This is a genomic window from Nocardia sp. CDC160 (assembly GCF_035818795.1).
Lineage (GTDB): Bacteria > Actinomycetota > Actinomycetes > Mycobacteriales > Mycobacteriaceae > Nocardia.
In genome coordinates this window covers 1-22,986 of record NZ_JAYKYT010000001.1, presented here as the reverse complement: position 1 = coordinate 22,986, position 22,986 = coordinate 1, and the positions used below count along the sequence as shown (strand labels likewise).

Here is a 22,986-nt window from a genome sequence, read left to right as displayed (position 1 = left end):
CTCGCAGGACACTCGAGTCATGACGCGGACGCTGCCCGCCGGAATCTCCGTCACCGTGCGGGTTCCGGCGTCGAGCGCCAATCTGGGTCCGGGTTTCGATTCCCTCGGAATCGCTTTGGGGCTCTACGACGAGATCGTGGTGTCCACCACGGACTCCGGGCTCACCATTCGGGTCGAGGGGGAGGGCGCCGACGATGTGCCCTGGGGCCCTTCGCATCTGGTGGTGCGGGCCATCGAACGCGGTCTGCAGGCCGCGGGCGTGTGGGCCGACGGCCTGGACGTGGTGTGCCGCAACGTGATTCCGCACTCGCGGGGCATGGGTTCGTCCGCCTCGGCCGCGGTCGGCGGGCTGGCCGCCGGGCGCGGGCTGGCCGCCAAGTTCGATCCGGCGCTGGCCTACGGCGATGACGTGCTGGTCCAGCTGGCCGGTGAATTCGAAGGCCACCCGGATAATTCGTCGGCCAGCATTCTCGGTGGTTTCGTGGTGTGCTGGACCGAAACCGACCGTTCGGCGGACGAAAACGGCAGTGCCGACGCACATCACGCCCGCGTCTACCGCGCCGTGCGCTTGGAACCGCACCCCTCGCTGCGTCCCGTGGTGCTCATTCCGGAAGAGCGTTCGGCCACCGCGCACACCCGCGGCCTGCTCCCCGAGCAGGTTCCGCACGTCGACGCGGCCTTCAACGCGAGTCGTGCGGCGCTCGCGGTAGTCGCCTTGACGCAACGCCCCGACCTGCTGCTTCCCGCCACGGCGGACCGGCTACACCAGGGCTACCGCGCGTCGGCGCTGCCGCTCACCACCAAATGGGTGGAGCGACTGCGCGAAGCGGGCATCGCGGCCACCGTGTCGGGCGCGGGACCGACCGTGCTCGCCTTCACGACCAGCGAATTCCCCGAAGAACTGCGCGAACTCGCGATCGCCGACGGCATGCGCGTTCTCGAGCCGGGTATTTCCGGCGGAGTATTGGTGGATTGACAGCGCGCCTGCCTTGCCGATGCAAAAGGCGGGAGCTATCCTGAGCGAGTCCGTACATCGTGCGCGTCAGACGCCGGTGCTTCATTAGGGCAAATCGCTCCAGAGGCTCCTTGCTCAGGCTCGAGGCTTGAGGCTCGAAACTTGGGGGTAGCCAGTCAACTGGAATGATCTCTCCCACCTGTGCAGTTCGATCAGCACAGCATTCGGTGGCGAAGCCCACGTGGTGGCGACCCCACCGGCCCGGCGGGACATGCGATACGGCATCCGAGTCCGGCACGAGACCGGACTGCAGGAGGAACCCTCGAACAGGCACACGGCGGTCGAGGGAAGGAAAGGATTTCCGTGACAGATACGGACCTGCTCGCGACACCCGGGACGGATAGCGATTCAGCGTCCTCGGGTAGCCGCGAAAGTGACTCCGGACAGATTTCGAAGATGAGCGAACAAACTGACGTCGCACGATCGGGGCTGACTGGAATGTTGTTGCCGCAGTTGCGTGCGCTTGCGGGAGAACTCGGTATCCGAGGCACTTCCGGGATGCGTAAGGGTGATCTCATCGCCGCCATCAAGGAGAACCAGTCCGGCGGCACCTCCAAGGCCGCCACCGGCAAGGCCACGCGGAACGCGACGGCCAAGGCCGAGGACGCGCCGACGGGTGGGGAGTCCGCGTCGGCCTCCGCTCCCGCCAAGGCGCAGGCCGCCGAGTCCGCTCCGGCCCGGGCCGAGGTGAAGGCGGAGGCTCCGGCGAGCCAGGCCGAGAAGGCCGAGGCGCGCCAAACCTCTTCGGAGACGCGCGAATCCAAGCGCGAGGACGCCGCCGAGGGCTCGCGCGCCGAGGGTGGCGAGGACGGCCGCGACGGTGGCCAGCGCGGCCGCGGTCGCCAGCGTCGGGGCCGCGAGCAGCGCGGTGCCGCTAATGAGCAGCGCGGCAGCGCCGCCAATGCCGAGACCGCCACCGCCGAGGCCCCCGCCACCGAGAAGGGTGAGCAGGAGGGCGGCGAGCGTCGTCGCGACCGCAACCAGGGCGAGCGCAACAACCAGCGCAACGACCGTGGCGAGCGGGGCGAGCGGAACCAGAACGGCGGCCAGCAGAATCAGAACGGCACCGGTCGCGCCAACCAGCGTGACGACCGCAACGAGGACGACGAGGAAGGCGGCCGCGGCCGTCGGGGCCGTCGCTTCCGTGAGCGTCGTCGCGGCCGGGATCGCGACGGTGGCGCCGGTGGTGGCGAGGCCCGCGAGCTCGAGATCCGCGAGGACGACGTCCTGCAGCCGGTGGCGGGCATCCTCGATGTCCTCGACAACTACGCGTTCGTCCGCACCTCGGGCTACCTGGCCGGGCCGAACGACGTGTACGTGTCGATGAACCTGGTGCGCAAGAACGGTCTGCGCCGCGGTGACGCCATCACCGGTGCGGTGCGCGCCCCGCGCGACGGCGACCAGTCCAACCAGCGTCAGAAGTTCGATCCGCTGGTGCGGCTGGACACGGTCAATGGCACCGATGTCGAAAGTGCCCGCCGCCGTCCGGAATTCAACAAGCTGACCCCGCTGTACCCGAACCAGCGCCTGCGGCTGGAGACCCAGCCCAACAAGCTGACGACCCGCGTGATCGACCTGATCATGCCGATCGGCAAGGGCCAGCGCGCGCTGATCGTGTCCCCGCCCAAGGCGGGTAAGACCACGATCATGCAGGACATCGCGAACGCGATCTCGGTCAACAACCCCGAGTGCTACCTCATGGTCGTGCTGGTGGACGAGCGTCCCGAGGAAGTGACCGATATGCAGCGCTCGGTGCGCGGCGAGGTCATCGCCTCCACGTTCGACCGGCCGCCGAGCGATCACACCTCCGTCGCCGAGCTCGCCATCGAGCGCGCCAAGCGACTGGTGGAGCAGGGCCAGGACGTGGTCGTGCTGCTCGACTCGATCACCCGATTGGGCCGCGCGTACAACAACTCGTCCCCGGCCTCGGGCCGAATCCTTTCCGGTGGTGTGGATTCCACCGCGCTGTACCCGCCCAAGCGGTTCCTCGGCGCGGCCCGCAATATCGAGAACGGCGGCTCGCTCACCATCATCGCCACCGCGATGGTGGAGACCGGCTCCACCGGTGACACGGTCATCTTCGAGGAGTTCAAGGGCACCGGCAATGCCGAGCTCAAGCTGGACCGCAAGATCGCCGAGCGCCGGGTGTTCCCGGCCGTCGACGTCAACCCGTCCGGCACCCGCCGCGACGATCTGCTGATGTCGACCGACGAGGCCGCGGTCATCCACAAGCTGCGGCGCGTGCTGTCCGGCCTGGATTCGCATCAGGCCATCGACCTGCTCATCGACCGGCTCAAGAAGACCAAGAGCAATGTCGAGTTCCTCATGACGGTCTCCAAGACCGCCCCGGGCGCGCTCGACGAATAAGCCTGGCGCAGAAGCTCGTTCACGACGGCGGCCCCGCTTCGGCGGGGCCGCCGCCGTGTTTCCGGGGTCGGGCTGAAGAAGAACAGACCGATCAACGCCGCGCCGACGATCATGAAGCCGAGGATGAGCGCGGTCACGGCACCGGAGACACTCGGTGCCGTGACCGCTGTGTAGGTGAGGGTGGCGTCCCCCCGCGGTGGGTTTGGGGCCGGGTCAACGGACCCCACCGCGCTGCCGGACTCTCCGGGAGCCAGCCACCAGCCCGCCACCACCAGCAGTAGCAGCGTGACCAGGACCCCCGCCGCAACGAACTCCGCGCGCCGCCGCTGTGCCCTCCCGGCCTCGGCGTGCGCGGACGCGGGGGATAGGCCCCCGGTCGTCGCGTCCTTCCTGGTCACTGCTGTCCTTCCGATCGTCGCGGGACTCTCACCTGGACAAACTCTATGAACACGGGTGTTCGTGGTCCTGAGTAGCGAGCTACTCGACTTCCAGCGTCACTCCAATACACGAAATATGCGTGCCCGTAGTTTCTTGGGGTGGGATGCGGGAACAAACGGGACCGACCGCCTGTTCAGGACGGTGTCACCCCTCGTGACGACCACTCGGTCGCGGCACATATACTGTTCCGTCGGCAACCATGCCTAGTCGGTTTTGGTTCACGTCTCGCGTTCGCGGTCCACTCCCGGGCAGCGATGAGGCGACCCAAAGCCAGTTGAAAGGACACCCATGAAGGCAGGAATTCACCCCACGTACGTGGACACCACGGTCGTGTGCGGCTGCGGCAACACCTTCCAGACCAAGAGCACCAAGGAGTCGGGCCAGATCACGGTCGAGGTCTGCTCCCAGTGCCACCCGTTCTACACGGGCAAGCAGAAGATTCTGGACACCGGTGGCCGCGTGGCGCGCTTCGAGGCTCGCTACGGCAAGCGTGCCCCCAAGGCCGCGAAGTAGCTGTCCCGCCGACGCCCGTCCCGCACCCGCGGGCCGGGCGTCGGTGCGTTTGTGGACCTACTTCCCGTGAGCTGAGACAGCTCACACATACTTTCCGGGTGTGCCAAGCCCGGCACCCCGATGGGAGGAACCGCGATGGCCGACAAGACGGCCCCCAACGCGATCGACGACATCCTGGCCGAGTATCAGGGCCTGGAATCCCAGCTCGCCGACCCTTCGCTGCACAATGACCCGGGCGCGGCCCGTCGCGTCGGCAAGCGCTTCGCCGAGCTGGGCCCGATCATGGCCACCTACAACAAGCTGAAGACCGCGCGCGAGGATCTGGCCGCCGCGCAGGAGCTCGCCGCCGACGACTCGTCCTTCGCGGCCGAGGTGCCGGGGCTGCAGCAGCAGGTCGAGGAGCTCGACAAGCAGCTCACCGATCTGCTCGCGCCGCGCGACCCGCACGACGGCGACGATGTCATCCTCGAGGTGAAATCCGGTGAGGGCGGCGAGGAGTCGGCGCTGTTCGCCTCCGATCTGGCCCGCATGTACCTGCGCTACGCGGAGCGGCACGGCTGGAAGGTCGAGGTGCTCGGCGTCACCTACTCCGATCTGGACGGGTACAAGGACGCCAGCTTCTCCATCAAGAGCAAGGAACCCACGCGGGACGGCGTGTGGTCCAAGCTCAAGTTCGAGGGCGGCGTGCACCGCGTGCAGCGCGTGCCGGTCACCGAATCCCAAGGGCGCATTCACACTTCGGCCGCGGGCGTACTGGTGTACCCGGAGCCGGACGAGGTCGAGGAAGTCGAGATCGACGAGAAGGACCTGCGCATCGACGTGTACCGGTCCTCCGGCAAGGGCGGTCAGGGCGTCAACACCACCGACTCGGCGGTGCGCATCACCCACCTGCCCACCGGGCTCGTGGTGACCTGCCAGAACGAACGGTCCCAGCTGCAGAACAAGATTCGCGCCAAGCAGGTCCTCGCGGCCCGGCTGCAGGCCCTCGCCGAGGAGCAGGCCGACGCCGACGCCGCGGCCGGGCGCGCCTCGCAGATCCGCACCGTGGACCGCTCCGAGCGCATCCGCACGTACAACTTCCCCGAGAACCGAATCGCCGACCACCGCATCGGATTCAAGGCCCACAACCTGGATTCGGTGCTGGACGGCAATCTCGACGACCTGTTCAACGCCCTCGGCGAGGCCGACCGGGCCGCCCGGCTCGCGGCCGAATAAGGCTGGGGGACAGCGGAAATGCGTATCGCACGAATGACGGCGGACGCCATCGACGAGGTGGCGCCGCTGCGGTACGCGCTGTGGCCGGTGTCGGACGAGGCCGATCACCGCGCCGAACTGGCGGAGCTGGCCGACAGCCCCGACGCCATCGTCCTAGTGGCCCGGACCGACGACGGTGAGCCCGTCGGATACGCCGAGGCGAGCATCCGCCGCGACTACGTGAACGGCTGCGACACCTCGCCGGTCGCCTTCCTCGAGGGCATTTTCGTGGCGCCCGGGCACCGGTTGCACGGGCTGTCCCGGGCGCTCTGCGATGCCGTCGAGGAGTGGGGCCGCGAGCTCGGCTGCACCGAACTCGGCTCGGACGCCCTGTTGGAGAACGCCGTCGCCCACCGCTTCCACCAGGCCACCGGCTTCGAGGAGCGCGAACGAGTGGTGTACTACCGCAAGAAGCTCTAGGTCCAGGCGAGACGCGGGCCCGACGCCACGCCCGATACGCCCGGCACGCGCGCGGTTGGGCGGGAGACCGTTCCGGACAATCAAATTCGTGCGAGCATGTGCGTGGGGAGAAAGGCTGCGAAACCCGTGAGTCGTGCACCGTTGCGACCGGCCATCCGAGAGGCCGCCGAGATATTGGCCGCGGCCGGAGTCCACAGTCCCCAGGCGGACGCGGAAAACCTTGCGGCCCATGTGCTGGGCGTGGACCGGGGGCGGTTGGCGCTCATGCCGATGCTCACCCCGGACCAGCTGGAGGAGTTTCGCAAGCTGGTCGCCCGGCGTGCGGAACGCTTTCCGCTGCAACACCTTACGGGCACCGCGGCCATGGGTGAGATCGATCTGGCGGTCGGGCCGGGGGTTTTCATTCCGCGCCCGGAGACCGAGTTGCTGTTCGCCTGGGCCCTGGCCCAGCTCGAGCAGGTCGGCCACGAGCATCAGCCGGTCGTGGTGGACCTGTGCACCGGTTCGGGCGCACTCGCCCTGGCCATTGCCCACGCCCGCCCCGACGTCCAGGTCCACGCCGTCGAACTCGACGCCGAGGCGCTGGCCTGGGCCCGCCGCAATGCCCTGCAACTGGCCGACGAGGGCGACACCCCCATCGACCTGCACGCGGGCGACGTCACCGACCCGACGATCCTCGAACACCTCGACGGCACCGTGGACGTCGTCGTCTCCAACCCGCCCTACATTCCCGAGGACGCCGAACTCGACCCCGAGGTCATCGACCACGACCCGCACCGCGCCCTCTTCGGCGGCCCCGACGGCCTGTCCGTCATCCGCCCCATGGTCGGCACCATCGCCCGCCTCCTGCGCGAAAACGGCTCCGCCGCAGTAGAACACGACGACACCAACGGTTCTGGCGTAGCGGCCCTCTTCGCCGCCCACGGCGGCTTCACCGACATCGTCGAACACCCCGACCTGGCCGGAAAACCCCGCTTCGTCGTCGCCCGCCGCACCGCCGACTGAGCACTATTCGGGTTCGCCCTCGACCTCGACCCCGTTCCAGAACGCGACATGGTTCTTGATCTTTCGGGCCAGCGGGCTCGGGTGCGGGTAATACCAGGCGGCGTCGGGGTTTTCCGCGCCGTCCACCGTGACGGTGTAGTAGCTGGCGATGCCCTTCCACGGGCAGACGGTGTGTTTGGAGCTCTCGCTGAAGTATTCGCTCTTCAGGGACTCCACGGGGAAGTACTGATTGCCCTCGACCTCGACGGTGTGCGGGGCCTCGGCGATGACCGTTCCATTCCAGATCGCACGCATCATGGGTCGTGCCTCCTTCGTCGAGTCCGAGAATACGGCGCAATCGTGTCGGAAACCCGGCGCGACAGTGGCCCGCCGAGCGTCCCGTGTCAAGATGTCAGCCGTGAGTACCGTCTACGACTGTGCCGATCCCGATTCCCGTGCCGCAGGCCTGAGTGCCGCGCGGAGCACGCTGAAGAGCGGTCGATTGGCTGTCATTCCGACCGACACGCTGTACGGGCTCGCCGCTGACGCGTTCGACAGTCAGGCGGTGGGCGCTCTGCTGGCCGCCAAGCGCCGCGGTCGCGATATGCCGGTGCCGGTGTTGGTCGGGTCGTGGAACACGATCGACGGGCTGGTGTTCTCGGTCCGTCCGCAGGCCCGCGAACTGATCCGCGCGTTCTGGCCGGGTGGGCTGACTCTCGTTGTGCAGCAAGCGCCTTCGCTGGCGTGGGATCTCGGTGACGCGCGCGGCACGGTCGCGCTGCGCATGCCGCTGCACCCGGTGGCGCTGGAACTGCTGCGCGAGGTCGGCCCGCTGGCCGTGTCGAGCGCGAACGTGTCCGGGCAGCCGCCCGCCACCACCGTGGCCGAGGCGCAGGCGCAGCTGGGCGAGCTGGTCGGGGTGTACCTCGACGGCGGCCCGGCCGATCACGCCGTGGCGTCCACCATCGTCGACCTGACCGCCGACACCCCGCGGATCCTGCGCGAGGGCGCGGTGCCGGTGGAGAAGATCGCGGAGGTGCTCGGCATGTCGCCCGAGGAGCTCCGTCAGGACGGCGCGCGGTGACGGCCCGTTAAATGCTGCTGAGTCAGGGCGTATTCAGCCAGGGCGCGGTCGTCCCGCTGCGGGAGCTGCTGCTGGTGCTGCTCGTCGCCACGGTCATCGCCTTCCTGTCGACGGGCGGAATCCGGGTGCTGGCCATCGCCTTCGGCGCGGTGGCCGTGCCGCGCGAGCGCGATGTGCACACCAAGCCGATTCCGCGCATGGGCGGCCTGGGCATCTACCTGGGCCTGCTGGCGGCCGTGCTCTTCGCGCACCAGCTGCCCGCCCTGCGCCGCGGCTTCGACTACCCCAAGGACATTCCCGCGGTGCTGGCCGCGGCCACGCTCATCGTGCTGGTCGGCATCATCGACGACCGCTGGGGCCTGGACTGGCTCACCAAGCTGGTCGGCCAGATCACCGCCGCGGGCGTCATGGCCGTGATGGGCCTGAGCTGGGTGGCCATCTACAACCCCTTCACCAATGAGACCGTGGTGCTGGACCCGCTGCAGGGCGGCCTGGTGACCGTCGGCATCACGGTGACCGTCGTGAACGCCATGAATTTCGTGGACGGCCTCGACGGTTTGGCCGCGGGCCTGGGCTTCATTGCCGCCGTGGCCGTTTTCGTGTTCACCGTGGGTTTGCTCTACGAGGTCGGCGGTTCCACCGACACCTATCCGCCCGCCTTGCTGGCCGCCGCCCTGGCGGGCGCGTGCCTGGGATTTCTCCCGCACAATTTCTCCCCGGCCCGGATTTTCATGGGCGACACCGGTTCCATGCTCATCGGATTGATGTTGGCCGCGGTCTCCACCGGCGCCTCGGGGCGAATTCCGCTGCAGGGTTACGGCCCGCGCGACATCGTGGGTTTGCTGTCACCGCTGTTGCTGGTGGGTGCGGTGATGTTCATTCCGGTTCTTGATCTTGTTTTGGCGGTCGTCCGTCGCGTTCGCGCAGGTGTGAGTTTTTCCACTCCGGACAAAATGCATCTTCATCACCGTTTGCTGCAGATCGGACATTCGCAGCGTCGTGTTGTGCTCGTGATCTACCTCTGGGTGAGCGTGCTGGCATTCGGCGCGGTCGGCACCTCGTTGATCTCGGACCGGCGCATGGTGGTGCTCTTGTTCGCCGCCGGATTGGTTTTCGCGCTCATCGTCACCGCGGTCCCGTCCTGGCGTGAGCTGAAAATGAACCCGACCCGCAAACCGCCCCACGATCGCGATCAGGTCGCCGGGTAAGGTTGCTGATCGTGAGCACGCCCTCTAATCCCGGTCCCGACGCCCCGCTGCGCGCGGCCCTGCGCTACGGCATCGTCGGTTTGGCTGTGCTGGTTGTGGTTTCGGCGATCGTGTCCACGATCTGCGCGGGCCTGCCCGGCCTGTGGGGCGCGCTGATCGGCGCGGCCCTCGGCGGCGCGTTCATTCTCACCACGGCCGCCTCGGTGCTGTTCAGCGCGAAGATCGAATCGGGCCTGCAGGGCATCGTGCTGCTGGGCAGCTGGGTCGGAAAGCTGCTGCTGGCAGTGGTTGTCATCGCGGTGCTCAAGCAGTTCGACTTCTACAACCGCTACTCGCTGTTCTTCACGGTCATCGCCGCGCTGCTCATCGTGCTCGGCGCGGAGACGTACGGCCTTCTGCGCCAACGCGTTCCGACCGTCGAGGTGGAGCGCGACCTGTAGTTCCGGGCCCCCGGACGCCGCCCGGAGCCACCGGCGAAACACCGTTCACCACGTGTTTCGCCGACCCCCTACGCATTGTCGTAGATAACTTGATAAACTCTTTACCTGTAGCCAACCGAATCAACAGGGGGGGTCACCTGAGACCCGCCTGAGAGCAGGTTATGCTTACAGCCGTACCGAGCCCTTAGGGCTACGGTTCTGCACCGTCGACGATGTCGCCGACGCGCGTACAGACGCCAGGGCGTGACTGCCACAGCTGCTGACGAACTTCGAGCCGACCTGAGTCGACCCACCAGATCGTCAATGTCCGATCGAACCGCAGGAGAAAACTATCTCCTGCGTTCCGACCACGGGAGAGAACGCTGAGCGTCACCATTTTGGCGGGCGAGTTCCACGCGCCGTCACTCAACGACTTCTTCCCTCCAGCAGTGCTGTTCGAGGGGACGCCTTTCGAGCTCGACCGTTTGATGCTGATCCGCATCCTTATGTCGGCCGTTCTCGTGATCGTCATGCTCGCGGCTTTCCGTCGTCCGCAGCTGGTTCCGCGCGGTCTGCAGAATGTCGCGGAATCCGGTCTGGTGTTCGTCAAGGAACAGATCTGTGACGAGGTGCTGGGTAAGGAATCCGGCAAGAAGTTCTTCCCGCTGATCGCGTCCATCTTCTTCGCGGTGTTGTTCTTGAATGCCTCGGGTGTTATTCCGGGCCTGAACATCTCGTCGAACGCGCGTATCGGCATGCCTCTCGTGCTGGCCGTCGTCGCCTACCTCACCTTCAACTATGTGGGCATCAAGAAGTACGGCTTCCTGAAATACATGCGCTCGTCCATCGTGGTGCCGAATGTGCCGCCCGCGCTGCACGTGCTGCTGATCCCGATCGAGTTCATCTCGACCTTCGTGCTGCGCCCGTTCACGCTGACCGTCCGTCTCATGGCGAACATGCTGGCCGGCCACATCATGTTGGTGCTGTTCTTCAGTGCCACCCAGTTCTTCCTGTTCGACGCCGTCCCCTGGATGAAGGTGTTCTCGCCGTTCTCGCTGCTGGCGGGCTTCGGCTTCACCCTCTTCGAGCTCCTGGTCGTCTTCCTGCAGGCGTACGTGTTCGCGCTGCTGACCGCCGTGTACATCGGTCTGGCCCAGCACGCCGACTCCCACTGACCAACCGCACCAACTCCACAAACCTGCCACACACGCCGCCTCGGCGGGTGGGCGACAGAAAGGGAACAAACACCAATGAGCAGCACCCTGACCTTCCTGGCCGAGAACGCTCCGACCGCCAAGGGCTACGGCGCCATCGGCTACGGTCTCGCCGCCATCGGCCCGGGTATCGGCGTCGGCATCGTCGTCGGTAAGGCCATCGAGGGCATCGCCCGTCAGCCCGAGCTGCAGGGCACCATCCGGACCAACATGTTCCTGGGTATCGCGTTCACCGAGGCCCTGGCGCTGATCGGTCTCGTCGCCGGCTTCATTTTCTGATTCCGGCCAAAGACTAGGAATCAACGATGAACAGCACCTACTTGCTCGCGGCTGAGGAGGCCGACAAAAACCCCCTCATCCCCGAGCCGTACGACATCTTTTGGTCTGCGGTCGTCTTCATCGTTATCGCCTTTGTCTTCGCCAAGTACGTCGTCCCGCGCCTGACCAAGGTGCTGGACGAGCGGACCCAGAAGATCGAGGGCGGTATCGCCAAGGCCGAGGCCGTGCAGGCCGAGGCGCAGGCCACCCTGCAGCAGTACCAGGAGCAGCTGGCCGAGGCTCGTCTCGAGGCCGCTCGCATCCGCGAGGAGGCCCGCACCCAGGGTGCGGCGATCCTGTCGCAGATGCGTTCCGATGCGCAGGCCGAGGCCGACCGCATCGTGGCCGCCGGTCACTCGCAGCTGGAGGCTCAGCGCCAGCAGATCGTGACCGAGCTGCGGTCCGAACTGGGCCGCACCGCGGTCGACCTGGCCGAGAAGATCATCGGCCAGTCGGTGGCCGACGAGGCCAAGCAGGCGGCGTCGATCGACCAGTTCCTGCGGGAGCTGGACGCGAACGCCGGCATCGGGGTCGGAAGGTAACGACGCGAAAGTGGGAAGCATGTACGCAGCGAGCCGCGAGGCGAGTTCCCGTGCGCGGGAAGCTCTTCGGGCCGCTCTGACCGGTAGCGACACCGTCGCGGCTACTACGGGGTCGGAACTGTTCGCCGTTGTCGCCGTCCTCGACGACCAGCGTTCGCTGCGTGTGGCGCTCGCGGATAAGTCGGTGTCGAGTTCGGCGCGCGCCGAGCTGGCCGAACGCGTCTTCGGCGGCAAGATCAGCGGAACCACCCAGGCCGTGCTGACCACCGCGGTGGCCCAGGACTGGTCGCGCGCCCGCGATCTGGTCGACACGCTGGTGCTGCTCGGCCGCGAGGCGCTGCTGCGCGCCGCGGAGGACCGCGGCCGCCTCGGCGCGGTCGAGGACGAGCTGTTCCGGCTGGGCCGCATCATCGATGACAACCCGGACCTGGAGCAGGCGCTGCAGGACCACGGCAAGCCCGCGGATGCGAAGCGTGCCCTGGTGCAGCGTCTGCTCGCGGGCAAGGTCGAGGACATCACCCTGCAGCTGGTCGAGCAGTCCGTGCTGCGCCACAAGGGCGATGCCGGTCAGGCCATCGATGAGCTGTCCGATCTGGCCGCGTCGCTCCGGGAGCAGATCGTGGCGCACGTGCGCGCCGCGGTGGCCCTGACGCCGCAGCAGCGCGAGCACCTCGCCGCCTCGCTGCAGCGCATCTACGACAAGCCGATCACCGTGCATGTGCAGGAGGACCCGAGCCTGCTGGCCGGTGTCGTCGTGCACGTGGGCGACGACGTGATCGACGGCAGCGCCATCGGCCGACTGCAGCGCTTGCGTCAGTCTCTCGCCTAAGAGACTCAGAACGCCGAAAAGCGCACAAACACACCGACATTCGAGACCACAGCGAGAGCAGGAAGAACATGGCGGAGCTGACGATCTCCCCCGATGAGATCCGTAGCGCGATCGAGAGCTACACCCAGAGCTACACCCCCGAGACCTCCATCGAAGAGATCGGTGTCGTCACCGACACCGGCGACGGCATCGCCCACATCAGCGGTCTGCCGTCGGCGATGGCCAACGAGCTGCTGGAGTTCCCGGGCGGCGTCCTCGGCGTGGCGCTGAACCTGGAGGACACCGAGATCGGTGCCGTCATCCTGGGTGAGTTCGACACCATCGAAGAGGGCCAGCAGGTCCGCCGCACCGGCGACGTGCTCTCGGTCCCCGTGGGCGACAAGTTCCTCGGCCGCGTCATCGACCCGCTGGGCGCGCCGATCGACGGCCTGGGCGAGATCGAGGCCGACGAGCGTCGCGTGCTCGAGCTGCAGGCCGCCACCGTGCTGCAGCGTCAGCCGGTCGGTGAGCCCATGGCCACCGGCATCACCGCCATCGACGCCCTGACCGCCATCGGCCGCGGCCAGCGTCAGCTGGTCATCGGCGACCGCAAGACCGGCAAGACCGCGGTCTGCATCGACGCGATCATCAACCAGAAGGCCAACTGGGCCACCGGCGATCCGACCAAGCAGGTGCGCTGCATCTACGTCGCGATCGGCCAGAAGGGCTCCACCATCGCGGGCGTGAAGGCGGCCCTCGAGGCGCACGGCGCGATGGAGTACACCACCATCGTCGCGGCCCCGGCCTCCGACTCCGCGGGCTTCAAGTGGCTTGCGCCGTACACCGGTTCGGCCCTGGGCCAGCACTGGATGTACCAGGGCAAGCACGTCCTGATCGTGTTCGACGACCTGTCCAAGCAGGCCGAGGCCTACCGCGCCATCTCGCTGCTGCTGCGCCGCCCGCCGGGCCGCGAGGCGTACCCGGGTGACGTCTTCTACCTGCACTCGCGCCTGCTGGAGCGTTGCGCGAAGCTGTCCGACGAGCTGGGCGCGGGCTCGATGACCGGTCTGCCGATCATCGAGACCAAGGCCAACGACGTCTCGGCGTTCATCCCGACCAACGTCATCTCCATCACCGACGGCCAGGTCTTCCTCGAGTCGGACCTCTTCAACAAGGGTGTCCGTCCGGCCATCAACGTCGGTATCTCCGTCTCCCGAGTCGGTGGCGCCGCGCAGACCAAGGCCATGAAGAAGGTCTCCGGCTCGCTGCGTCTGGAGCTGGCCTCCTACCGTGAGCTCGAGGCGTTCTCCGCCTTCGCCTCCGACCTGGACGCCGCCTCGCTGGCCCAGCTGGAGCGTGGCGCGCGCTGGGTCGAGCTGCTCAAGCAGGACCAGTACGCCCCGGTTTCGGTTGAGGACCAGGTTGTTTCGCTGTTCCTGGTGGACGCGGGCTACTACGACTCCGTCCCGGTCGGCGACATCCGTCGCTTCAACGCCGAGCTGCTCGAGTACCTGCACGGCTCCGTGCAGTCCTCCTTCGACGCCCTGCAGGGCGGCGCGAAGGTGCTCGAGGGCGAGGCCGCCGACGCCATCAAGGCCGCGACCGACAAGTTCAAGCAGGGCTTCCTGGCGTCCGACGGCTCGCGGGTCGTCGAGGCCGAGGCCGCGCAGTTGGACCACGAAGAGGTCGAGTCCCTCACCGTCACCCGCAAGCACGTCGAGAAGTAATCGAGACGAGCACATGCGAATGACCGAATCGACGAATGAAGGGAGGGTGAACCGCTAATGCCAAGCGTGCGTGAACTTCGCTCCCGTATTCGTTCCGTGAGCTCGATCAAGAAGATCACCAAGGCGCAGGAACTGATCGCGACCTCGCGAATCAGCAAGGCGCAGGCCCGCGTCGCCGCGGCCAAGCCGTACGCGGAGGAGATCACCAAGGTACTGGCCGAATTGGCCAGCGGCAGTGGCAATCTCAACCACCCGCTGCTGACCGAGCGCGAGAACGCCCGGCGTGCCGCCGTTCTCGTCATCACCTCCGACCGCGGTATGTGCGGTGGCTACAACTCCAACGTGCTCAAGCGCGCCGAGGAGCTCATGACCACCCTGCGCTCCGAGGGCAAGGAGCCGGTGCTCTACGTGATGGGCGCGAAGGGCCTGACCTACTACACCTTCCGCAAGCGGACGGTGAACGGGTCCTGGCTGGGCTTCTCGCAGCAGCCCAACTACGCGGACGCCTCGGCCGCGTGCAACCACCTGGTGGAAGCGTTCATGGCCGGGTCCGACGGCGAGGTCGCCACCCCGAACGGGGCGGGCACCATGGCCGGTGTCGACGAACTGCACATCGTCTACACGCGTTTCGTGTCGATGCTGTCGCAGCAGCCCGAGGTGCGTCGCCTGGCCCCGATCCAGGTGACCTTCGTGGACGAGAACTTCGACATGGGTCCGGATTCCTTCACCGACTCCGAGTCGGCGGAACTCAAGCCCCAGTACGAATTCGAGCCGGACGCGGACCGCCTGCTGGGCGCGCTGCTGCCGAAGTACATCAACACTCGGATCTACTCGTCGCTGCTCGAGGCGGCGGCATCGGAGTCGGCTGCGCGCCGCACCGCCATGAAGGCCGCAACGGATAACGCCACGGACCTGGTCAATTCGCTGACCCGGACCGCGAACTCGTTGCGCCAGGCGCAGATTACGCAGGAAATCACGGAAATCGTCGGTGGTGCCAATGCACTGGCGGCGAGCTCGGACCGCGACTAAGGCCCAGGAAGAGAACCAATGACCGCAGCTACTGAAACCCGGGTCGGCACAGGCCGTGTCGCCCGCGTCATCGGACCCGTCGTGGACGTCGAGTTCCCGCGCGGTTCGATTCCCGACCTGTACAACGCCCTGAACGTGGACATCGCGCTCGCGTCCGTGGCCAAGACCCTGACCCTCGAGGTCGCGCAGCACCTGGGCGACAACATCGTTCGCACCATCTCGATGCAGCCGACCGACGGTCTGATCCGTGGCGCCGAGGTGCGCGACACCGGCAAGCCGATCTCGGTGCCCGTCGGTGACATCGTCAAGGGCCACGTGTTCAACGCCCTCGGCGACTGCCTCGACACCCCGGGTCTGGGCCGCGACGGCGAGCAGTGGGGCATCCACCGCCAGCCGCCCGCCTTCGACCAGCTCGAGGGCAAGACCGAGATCCTGGAGACGGGCATCAAGGTCATCGACCTGCTCACCCCGTACGTGAAGGGTGGCAAGATCGGTCTGTTCGGTGGCGCCGGTGTCGGCAAGACCGTTCTGATCCAGGAGATGATCACCCGTATCGCGCGTGAGTTCTCCGGTACGTCCGTGTTCGCGGGCGTCGGTGAGCGCACCCGTGAGGGCACCGACCTGCACCTGGAAATGGAAGAGATGGGCGTCCTTCAGGACACCGCCCTCGTCTTCGGCCAGATGGACGAGCCGCCGGGCACGCGTATGCGCGTCGCCCTCTCGGCCCTGACCATGGCCGAGTACTTCCGCGACGTCCAGAACCAGGACGTGCTGCTGTTCATCGACAACATCTTCCGCTTCACCCAGGCCGGTTCCGAGGTCTCGACCCTGCTGGGTCGTATGCCCTCGGCCGTCGGTTACCAGCCGACCCTGGCGGACGAGATGGGTCAGCTGCAGGAGCGCATCACCTCGACCCGTGGCCGCTCGATCACCTCCATGCAGGCGATCTACGTGCCCGCGGACGACTACACCGACCCCGCCCCGGCCACCACCTTCGCGCACCTGGACGCCACCACCGAGCTTTCGCGTCCGATTTCGCAGAAGGGCATCTACCCGGCCGTCGACCCGCTGTCGTCGACCTCGCGCATCCTCGAGGCCTCGATCGTCGGCGAGCGGCACTTCCGGGTGGCCAACGAGGTCAAGCGAATCCTGCAGAAGTACAAGGAACTTCAGGACATCATCGCCATCCTCGGCATGGACGAGCTCTCCGAAGAGGACAAGGTCCTCGTCGGTCGCGCCCGTCGTCTGGAGAAGTTCCTCGGCCAGAACTTCATCGTGGCCGAGAAGTTCACCGGTCAGCCGGGTTCGGTCGTGCCGCTGGAGCAGACCATCGACGACTTCGATCGCGTCTGCAAGGGCGAGTTCGACCACCTGCCGGAGCAGGCGTTCAACTCCTGCGGTGGCCTGGACGACGTCGAGGCGGCCGCGAAGAAGATCGCCGGGAAGTAGTCACCCATGGCAGATATGTCCGTTGATCTGGTCGCCGTCGAGCGGCTGGTGTGGTCGGGCCGGGCGAAGTTCGTCTCGGCCCAGACCACCGAAGGTGAGATCGGCATCCTCGCCGGGCACGAGCCGCTGCTCGGGCAGCTCGTCGAGGGCGGCACCGTGACCATCGTGTCCGACGCCGACGAGCGCATCGTCGCGGCCGTGCACGGCGGTTTCTTCTCGGTCACCGCCACCTCGGTGCGCGTGCTGGCCGAATCCGCCGAGTTCGCCTTCGATATCGACGAGGCGGCCGCCAAGGCCGTCGTCGCCGACCCGGATGCGAGCCCGGCCGCGCTGGCCAAGGCTCAGGGCCAGCTGCGGGCGCTCGAGAAGGCCGCGCACGCCTGAGCGGCGTCACGTAGTCTTCGGTACCCAAGCGAAGAGCGGCGGTCCCAGGGAAAACCCTGGGGCCGCCGCTCTTTTCGTGTGCGGGGCTATTCGAAGGTCAGGATGGGTTTGATCGTGCCGCCGTGATGCGCGTCGGCCACCGCGGTGTCGATATCGGCGAATGCGTAGGTCTTGCTGATCTTCTCGATGGGGAATTTGCCCTCGGCATGCCACCGCAGCAATTGGGGAATGAACTTCTGCGGATCCCCGCTGCCCTCGATACAGCCCCGAACGGCCTTGCCATTGCCGGTGAGATGGCCGATCTCCAGGTCCATGCTGGCTTCGCCGAGACCGACGAGCACCAGGGTGCCCATCGGCCCGAGCGCCTCCAGGCCCTTGGCGATGACGGGATTCAGCGCGGTGGTGTCGAGGGCGAAGTTCGCCCCGCCATCGGTGGCCGCGATGACCTGGGCGACCACGTCCTCGGCCGCGCCGTCGATGGTGACGTCCGCGCCCAGCTCCTTGGCCACGGCCAGCCGATCGGCGGAAAGGTCAATGGCCACAATGGTTCCCGTGCCGATGGCCCGGGCCGCCATGAGCGCGGCCATGCCGACGCCGCCGACGCCGAAGATGGCGAGGGAATCGTTCGGCCCCGGCTTCATGACATTGGCGACCGCGCCCGCGCCGGTCTGCACGCCGCAGCCGAAGGGTGCGGTGGCCACCAGATCGACGCTCTCGTCGACCACCACGACGCAGCGCGCGGGCACCAGCGCGTGGGTCGCGAAACTCGACTGCCCGAAGAACGCGCCCATCACGCGCTCGCCATTGCGGCTCAGCGGCGAGGTGAAATCCGATCGACCGCCCGAGGTGTTGAGAACGACGAAATTCTCGCAATACGGCGGAAGTCCGTTCCGGCAGCGCGAACAGGTGCCGCAACTGGCATAGGTGAGCAGCACGTGGTCGCCGATTTCGATTCCGGTTACCTCCGAGCCAATCCGCTCGACAATGCCCGCGCCCTCGTGTCCGAGCACGATCGGCAGCTCCGGCGGGAACAGGCCCTTGGTGACCAGATCCGTGTGGCACACGCCGCTCGCGACAATGCGTACCAGCACCTCACCCGGGCGTGGGTCCTCCAGATCCAGCGTCTCCAGCGAGAACGGTTTGTCCGCCCCCCGGGCGACTGCGGCGGTAATTTCCACGGAATCTCCTCCAACACTTCCGAATTGTCCGGAGCATAAGAACCTGTTCTAGATTTCGGCCATGTCGGATCCCGGTGAGTGGGGCTTCGGGTGGACATGTGGTTGAATGCATTCGCCGGTCCATGGATGTGATCCAACCCATACGGCAAAGCCTCGGCTATTCCAGCATTTTCAGCTTTTTTCTCCACTGATGAGCGAGGGGTTGATGAGCGGGCTTCGTTATGGCAAGTGGGGGGTGGCCGTCGCAGTGGTCGCGGTCGCCCTCGGATTCTTCTCACCGGGTGCGGCCAACGCGGATGTGGTGGTGCCGCTCCCCGACGGGCATATCGAGGGCCCGGGCGTGAAAATCACGAGTGTCGGTGAGCGCGCGATCATTTCGCCGTCGATGGCCGCGAACGGCGCGGGGCGGACGTCCTGGGTGTCGGGCAATGTCACCGCCGAGGTCGAGACGCCGGACGGGACGGTCGGACCCAACAATGGGCCGAGGAACTTCCCCGGCACCAATAACTCGGGGACCCATGGGTCGTCGAACCTGACCACCGGGTACATCATCGGATGCCAGGTGAACCTGGGTGTCCTCAGCGCGAACTCGACCTTCGCGCTCAGCGTGACGCCCAGTCTCTCGGGCGGATTCAGCTTCCCGATCTCGCCCGGCCAGGTGCTGTGGGTCGCCATCAACAACATCGAGCTGATCAAGAGCGGCACCTACACCATCAACTATCAGGACATTCCGATGGAGATTCAGAGCTGCGGCGGATATGCGCAGGCCCGACAGGTCTCCGTGGTCGAGATCATCGGCACGGATTACCACAAGGTCTCCCTCTTCGGCCAGCCGTTCAGCATCGGCTGACGAATCCACTCCAACGGAAGGGATCGCATGTACGGCAAGGGAATTCGCGCTCGGAGGGGGCGGATCTTCGGGGCCGCGCTGGCCGCGGCGGTCGTGTCCGGTCTCGGTGCTCCGGGTCCGGCGCACGCTGACACCTTCATTCCGCTGCCCGGTGGATCGATCACTCGTCAACTCGCGGACGGCACCACTCTGACGGTCCGGATCACCGGCGAGTCGGCCAAGATCAGCCCATCGATGGGCGATACCCCGGTCCATCGCACCGTCTGGACGACCGCGGTGGCCAGCGTCGATCTCGATGGACCGAGCGCATCGAACGCGACGGTGAAGGTCAGTCCGGGATATGTGGTCGGCTGTCAGGTGGACATCAGCGGGCTGAACAACGGTACGAGCGGCGGGGTGACGATTACCCCGTCCCAGATCGGTAGCAATCCCAACAACCCGTTCGCGGGCATTTCACCCACCCAGTCGTTGTCCGAAGGCATCACGTTGGGGCCCGGCCAGGCCACGGCACGGCTGCTGCTCGACATCGAGAAGCCCGACGACTACGGCCAGGAATCGCACAAGCGCTACAACAAGGCCACCGGTCCGCACGCGAGTGTCAGTTGGACCGACGAGGAATTCGAGGTGAACGGCTGCGGCGGTTACGCCCAGGCGCGGTCGTTCGTCGCCGCCGAGGTCGACACCACGACCTTCATTGGGAACCTGGTGCTTTTCGGTGAGCCGTTCAGCATGGGCTGATATATCTTCCGCAGCCCGCTGAACAGCGCATTCGTCACATTCGGTGGATGGCCGGACTCCGCCTTTCCAGGGTCGCTAGTATCGACCGAAAGCGGGGCCCGGCCACCGGCCGGTTCGTGATCGACAGCAACGCGGATGTGAAGGGACGGAGCGGCATTGCAAACCGGGATGTGGCTTCTGATCATTCTGGTGTTGCTGCTCGTCGCCCTGGCCCTGGTCTCGACCTATCGACTGATCATGCTGCGCCGCGGCGGCACCGCCGCGCTGCTGCGGGTGCTGCCCGCGCGCGGGCACGGCGGGGGCTGGCGGCACGGCCTCATTCGCTACGACGAGGACACGCTCCTCTTCTACAAGCTCTCCAGCCTGAAACTCGGCCCGGACTCCACCATGCGTCGCCTCGCCATCGAGATCGGCCCGCGCCGCTCCCCGCAGGGCGACGAGTACGACATCATGACCGACGAGGTCATCGTCATGTGCTCCGACGGCGACGGCAGCTACGAGCTGGCCCTCGACCGCGGCGCCATGGCCGCCTTCCTCTCCTGGGTGGAATCCCGCCCGTCCGAACGAATCCGCCGCCGCCGCGCCGGTTAGACCGCCGCTGCCGGGTTACTGTGATTGCGTGAGCGTGCACTTGACTCGGATCTATACGCGGACCGGCGATGACGGTACGACCGGTTTGAGTGACTTCTCCCGGGTGGCCAAGACCGATCCGCGGCTGATCGCCTATGCCGACTGTGACGAAACCAATGCGGCACTCGGTGTGGCCATCGCGCTCGGGCAGCCCGACGAGCGGATGCTCGGTGTGCTGCGTTCCATACAGAACGATTTGTTCGACGCCGGTGCGGACCTGTCCACCCCCGTGGTGGCCGACCCCAAGTACCCGCCGCTGCGCATCACGCAGGCCTATATCGACCGCCTCGAGAAGTGGTGCGATGAGTTCAATGAGCCTCTGGCACCGTTGAATTCGTTCATTCTGCCCGGCGGCACCCCCCTGGCCGCGCTGCTGCACACGGCCCGCACCGTCGCGCGACGCGCCGAGCGGTCGGCCTGGGCCGCCGTCGACGCGCACTCGGAGGACACGAGCGTGTTGCCCGCGAAATACCTCAACCGACTGTCCGACCTGCTGTTCATTCTGAGCCGCGTGGCCAATCCCGACGGCGACATACTCTGGCGGCCGGGCGGAGAGGCCACGGGTACGGGATCCGACCACTAGGCTGACCCCCGTGAGTGAACGGTTTCTGGTGACCGGGGGCAGCAGGCTCGTCGGTGAGGTCGCGGTGGGCGGCGCGAAGAACAGCGTCCTCAAGCTGATGGCCGCCGCGTTGCTGGCCGAGGGTACGACCACCATCACGAACTGCCCGGACATCCTGGATGTGCCGCTGATGGCCGAGGTCCTGCGGGGCCTCGGCTGTGATGTGGCGATCGACGGCGGCACGGTCACCATCGCGACCCCGCCGGAGCCGAAGTACCACGCGGACTTCCCGGCCGTCACCCAGTTCCGGGCGTCGGTGTGTGTGCTGGGTCCGCTCATGGCGCGGTGCAAGCGCGCGGTCGTGGCGCTGCCCGGCGGCGACGCCATCGGTTCGCGTCCGCTGGACATGCATCAGCAGGGATTGCGACTGCTGGGCGCGACCTCGGAGATCGAGCACGGCTGCCTGGTGGCGCGCGCCGAGGAACTGCAGGGCGCGCGGATTCGCCTGGACTTCCCGTCGGTGGGCGCGACCGAGAACATTCTGATGGCCGCGGTGCTCGCCGACGGTGAGACCGTCATCGACAATGCCGCGCGCGAACCGGAGATCGTGGACCTCTGCAACATGCTGGTGCGGATGGGCGCGAAAATCTCGGGCGCGGGCACCTCGGTGCTCACCATCGAGGGCGTGGACAAGCTCGCCCCGACCACCCACCGGGTGATCGGCGACCGCATCGTCGCCGCCACCTGGGGTATCGCCGCCGCCATGACCACCGGCGACGTGCGGGTGACGGGCATCAACCCCAAGCACCTGTCCCTGGTGCTGGACAAGCTGCGCTCCGCGGGCGCGCGAATCTCGTTCGAACCGGACGGTTTTCGTGTGGTGCAGGCGGATCGCCCTCGCGCCGTGAACTTCTCGACCCTGCCGTTCCCGGGATTCCCCACCGATCTGCAGCCCATGGCCATCGGCCTGGCCGCGATCGCCGACGGCACCTCGATGATCACCGAGAACATTTTCGAGGCGCGCTTCCGCTTCGTCGAAGAGATGATCCGTCTGGGCGCGGATGCCCGCACCGACGGGCATCACGCTGTGGTGCGCGGGATTCCGCGCCTGTCCTCGGCGCCGGTGTGGTCCTCCGACATTCGCGCGGGCGCCGGTCTGGTGCTCGCGGGCCTGGTCGCCGACGGTGTCACCGAAGTGCACGACGTCTTCCATATCGACCGTGGCTACCCGGATTTCGTGGAGAACCTGCGCGGGCTCGGGGCCGAGATCGAACGGGTCGGAACCACCGACTGAACGGCCGGTGTCGGGGCGTGTTCGCGAAAACCCGTCCTGAACAGGCGATTTGACATGCGAACAACCAACACGTAACTTATTCCAGGTCAGAGCGACACGGACACCGACTCCGGTGAGACGAGCTTCGCCTGATGATCACACTAGCTCCCACCAACCAGCGGATTTGGTTCCGCCGTGCGGCTGGGGCTAAGCTTGAAAAGTTGCCTCACGATCGAGCGGGACATTGAGCCCGGGAGATCGTTTGTGCGTGTGTTCTTTGAGAACTCAATAGTGTGTCGATGAATGTCAGTGCCAAATATTTTATTTGGTTCCGGCCTCAGCCCCCCGTGTTGGGGTCGGACATTTAAGTCAGCTAATTTCCGGCTGGCGATTGTTTTGCTAGGTTTTCGGACTCTGGTTCGAGATACTTCTGATTCGCCCTTCGGGGTAAATCTAGAGTCTTCAACGGAGAGTTTGATCCTGGCTCAGGACGAACGCTGGCGGCGTGCTTAACACATGCAAGTCGAGCGGTAAGGCCCTTCGGGGTACACGAGCGGCGAACGGGTGAGTAACACGTGGGTG

25 protein-coding genes and 1 rRNA gene are annotated in these 22,986 nt (G+C 66.6%); 23 read left to right on the top strand and 3 right to left on the bottom strand.

Annotation, left to right across the window (positions count from 1 at the left end; genetic code table 11):
• Positions 1-19: 19 nt before the first annotated feature.
• Together thrB and rho are read left to right on the top strand one after the other, a co-directional pair.
• Entirely contained in the window at positions 20-976 is a 957-nt protein-coding gene (gene thrB, locus VMT40_RS00130) for a homoserine kinase (protein WP_326355949.1), read from the top strand.
• A gap of 342 nt (positions 977-1,318) precedes the next feature.
• The gene (gene rho / locus VMT40_RS00125; protein WP_326355948.1) at positions 1,319-3,382 is read left to right on the top strand and encodes a transcription termination factor Rho; all 2,064 of its coding nucleotides are present in this window, start codon (positions 1,319-1,321) and stop codon (positions 3,380-3,382) included.
• On the opposite strand, the gene VMT40_RS00120 is transcribed toward rho, so the two are convergent.
• Positions 3,280-3,780: a hypothetical protein gene (locus VMT40_RS00120; protein WP_326355947.1), complete on the bottom strand. Its 501-nt coding sequence runs from the start codon at positions 3,778-3,780 to the stop codon at positions 3,280-3,282. The two genes, rho and VMT40_RS00120, sit on opposite strands and share 103 nt — an antisense overlap.
• A gap of 328 nt (positions 3,781-4,108) precedes the next feature.
• On the opposite strand from VMT40_RS00120, the gene rpmE reads away from it, so the two are divergent.
• The 4 genes from rpmE (at position 4,109) to prmC (ending at position 7,012) form a co-directional block, all read left to right on the top strand.
• Complete coding sequence (rpmE, locus tag VMT40_RS00115) at positions 4,109-4,333, top strand: 50S ribosomal protein L31 (protein WP_033085055.1); 225 nt, start codon at positions 4,109-4,111, stop codon at positions 4,331-4,333.
• 135 nt (positions 4,334-4,468) lie between these two features.
• The gene (gene prfA / locus VMT40_RS00110) at positions 4,469-5,548 is read left to right on the top strand and encodes a peptide chain release factor 1 (RefSeq protein WP_326355946.1); all 1,080 of its coding nucleotides are present in this window, start codon (positions 4,469-4,471) and stop codon (positions 5,546-5,548) included.
• Between the two features lie 18 nt (positions 5,549-5,566).
• Positions 5,567-6,007, top strand: coding sequence for an aminoglycoside 6'-N-acetyltransferase (gene aac(6'), locus VMT40_RS00105; protein WP_326355945.1), 441 nt, complete (start codon positions 5,567-5,569; stop codon positions 6,005-6,007).
• 126 nt (positions 6,008-6,133) lie between these two features.
• Entirely contained in the window at positions 6,134-7,012 is an 879-nt protein-coding gene (gene prmC / locus VMT40_RS00100; RefSeq protein ID WP_326355944.1) for a peptide chain release factor N(5)-glutamine methyltransferase, read from the top strand.
• A gap of 3 nt (positions 7,013-7,015) precedes the next feature.
• On the opposite strand, the gene VMT40_RS00095 is transcribed toward prmC, so the two are convergent.
• Positions 7,016-7,309: a DUF427 domain-containing protein gene (locus VMT40_RS00095; RefSeq protein ID WP_326355943.1), complete on the bottom strand. Its 294-nt coding sequence runs from the start codon at positions 7,307-7,309 to the stop codon at positions 7,016-7,018.
• Positions 7,310-7,409: 100 nt separating this feature from the next.
• Between VMT40_RS00095 and VMT40_RS00090 the strand changes: the two genes are divergently transcribed.
• From VMT40_RS00090 to VMT40_RS00040, 11 genes are all read left to right on the top strand, one after another.
• On the top strand, positions 7,410-8,075 hold the full coding sequence (locus VMT40_RS00090; protein ID WP_326357141.1) for an L-threonylcarbamoyladenylate synthase: 666 nt from the start codon (positions 7,410-7,412) through the stop codon (positions 8,073-8,075).
• A gap of 11 nt (positions 8,076-8,086) precedes the next feature.
• The gene (locus tag VMT40_RS00085) at positions 8,087-9,283 is read left to right on the top strand and encodes an MraY family glycosyltransferase (RefSeq protein WP_326309221.1); all 1,197 of its coding nucleotides are present in this window, start codon (positions 8,087-8,089) and stop codon (positions 9,281-9,283) included.
• 11 nt (positions 9,284-9,294) lie between these two features.
• On the top strand, positions 9,295-9,723 hold the full coding sequence (locus VMT40_RS00080; protein ID WP_442789875.1) for a hypothetical protein: 429 nt from the start codon (positions 9,295-9,297) through the stop codon (positions 9,721-9,723).
• Positions 9,724-10,151: 428 nt separating this feature from the next.
• Positions 10,152-10,877 carry a F0F1 ATP synthase subunit A gene (gene atpB / locus VMT40_RS00075; protein ID WP_326309219.1) on the top strand — a complete coding sequence of 242 codons (726 nt, stop codon included), beginning with the start codon at positions 10,152-10,154 and terminating at the stop codon, positions 10,875-10,877.
• A gap of 75 nt (positions 10,878-10,952) precedes the next feature.
• Positions 10,953-11,195, top strand: coding sequence for an ATP synthase F0 subunit C (locus VMT40_RS00070; protein ID WP_120736968.1), 243 nt, complete (start codon positions 10,953-10,955; stop codon positions 11,193-11,195).
• 26 nt (positions 11,196-11,221) lie between these two features.
• Entirely contained in the window at positions 11,222-11,776 is a 555-nt protein-coding gene (locus VMT40_RS00065; RefSeq protein WP_326355941.1) for a F0F1 ATP synthase subunit B, read from the top strand.
• A gap of 19 nt (positions 11,777-11,795) precedes the next feature.
• On the top strand, positions 11,796-12,605 hold the full coding sequence (locus VMT40_RS00060) for a F0F1 ATP synthase subunit delta (RefSeq protein WP_326355940.1): 810 nt from the start codon (positions 11,796-11,798) through the stop codon (positions 12,603-12,605).
• Between the two features lie 68 nt (positions 12,606-12,673).
• Entirely contained in the window at positions 12,674-14,311 is a 1,638-nt protein-coding gene (gene atpA / locus VMT40_RS00055; RefSeq protein WP_326355939.1) for a F0F1 ATP synthase subunit alpha, read from the top strand.
• Between the two features lie 57 nt (positions 14,312-14,368).
• Complete coding sequence (locus VMT40_RS00050) at positions 14,369-15,340, top strand: F0F1 ATP synthase subunit gamma (RefSeq protein WP_326355938.1); 972 nt, start codon at positions 14,369-14,371, stop codon at positions 15,338-15,340.
• Between the two features lie 18 nt (positions 15,341-15,358).
• Positions 15,359-16,789, top strand: a complete 1,431-nt coding sequence (atpD, locus tag VMT40_RS00045; protein ID WP_326355937.1) for a F0F1 ATP synthase subunit beta — start codon at positions 15,359-15,361, stop codon at positions 16,787-16,789.
• A 6-nt stretch (positions 16,790-16,795) separates the two neighbouring features.
• Positions 16,796-17,173 (top strand): F0F1 ATP synthase subunit epsilon, encoded by a 378-nt coding sequence (locus tag VMT40_RS00040; protein WP_326355936.1) that lies wholly within the window; start codon positions 16,796-16,798, stop codon positions 17,171-17,173.
• 86 nt (positions 17,174-17,259) lie between these two features.
• On the opposite strand, the gene VMT40_RS00035 is transcribed toward VMT40_RS00040, so the two are convergent.
• Positions 17,260-18,351: an NAD(P)-dependent alcohol dehydrogenase gene (locus VMT40_RS00035; protein WP_326355935.1), complete on the bottom strand. Its 1,092-nt coding sequence runs from the start codon at positions 18,349-18,351 to the stop codon at positions 17,260-17,262.
• Between the two features lie 190 nt (positions 18,352-18,541).
• On the opposite strand from VMT40_RS00035, the gene VMT40_RS00030 reads away from it, so the two are divergent.
• From VMT40_RS00030 to VMT40_RS00005, 6 genes are all read left to right on the top strand, one after another.
• Positions 18,542-19,201, top strand: coding sequence for an MspA family porin (locus VMT40_RS00030; protein ID WP_326355934.1), 660 nt, complete (start codon positions 18,542-18,544; stop codon positions 19,199-19,201).
• A gap of 27 nt (positions 19,202-19,228) precedes the next feature.
• Entirely contained in the window at positions 19,229-19,939 is a 711-nt protein-coding gene (locus VMT40_RS00025; protein ID WP_326355933.1) for an MspA family porin, read from the top strand.
• A 168-nt stretch (positions 19,940-20,107) separates the two neighbouring features.
• On the top strand, positions 20,108-20,530 hold the full coding sequence (locus VMT40_RS00020) for a DUF2550 domain-containing protein (protein WP_326309210.1): 423 nt from the start codon (positions 20,108-20,110) through the stop codon (positions 20,528-20,530).
• Between the two features lie 28 nt (positions 20,531-20,558).
• The gene (locus tag VMT40_RS00015; RefSeq protein ID WP_326355932.1) at positions 20,559-21,152 is read left to right on the top strand and encodes a cob(I)yrinic acid a,c-diamide adenosyltransferase; all 594 of its coding nucleotides are present in this window, start codon (positions 20,559-20,561) and stop codon (positions 21,150-21,152) included.
• Positions 21,153-21,162: 10 nt separating this feature from the next.
• The gene (gene murA / locus VMT40_RS00010; protein WP_326309208.1) at positions 21,163-22,425 is read left to right on the top strand and encodes a UDP-N-acetylglucosamine 1-carboxyvinyltransferase; all 1,263 of its coding nucleotides are present in this window, start codon (positions 21,163-21,165) and stop codon (positions 22,423-22,425) included.
• 441 nt (positions 22,426-22,866) lie between these two features.
• Positions 22,867-22,986: ribosomal RNA gene (locus VMT40_RS00005) — 16S ribosomal RNA — on the top strand; the annotation flags it as partial.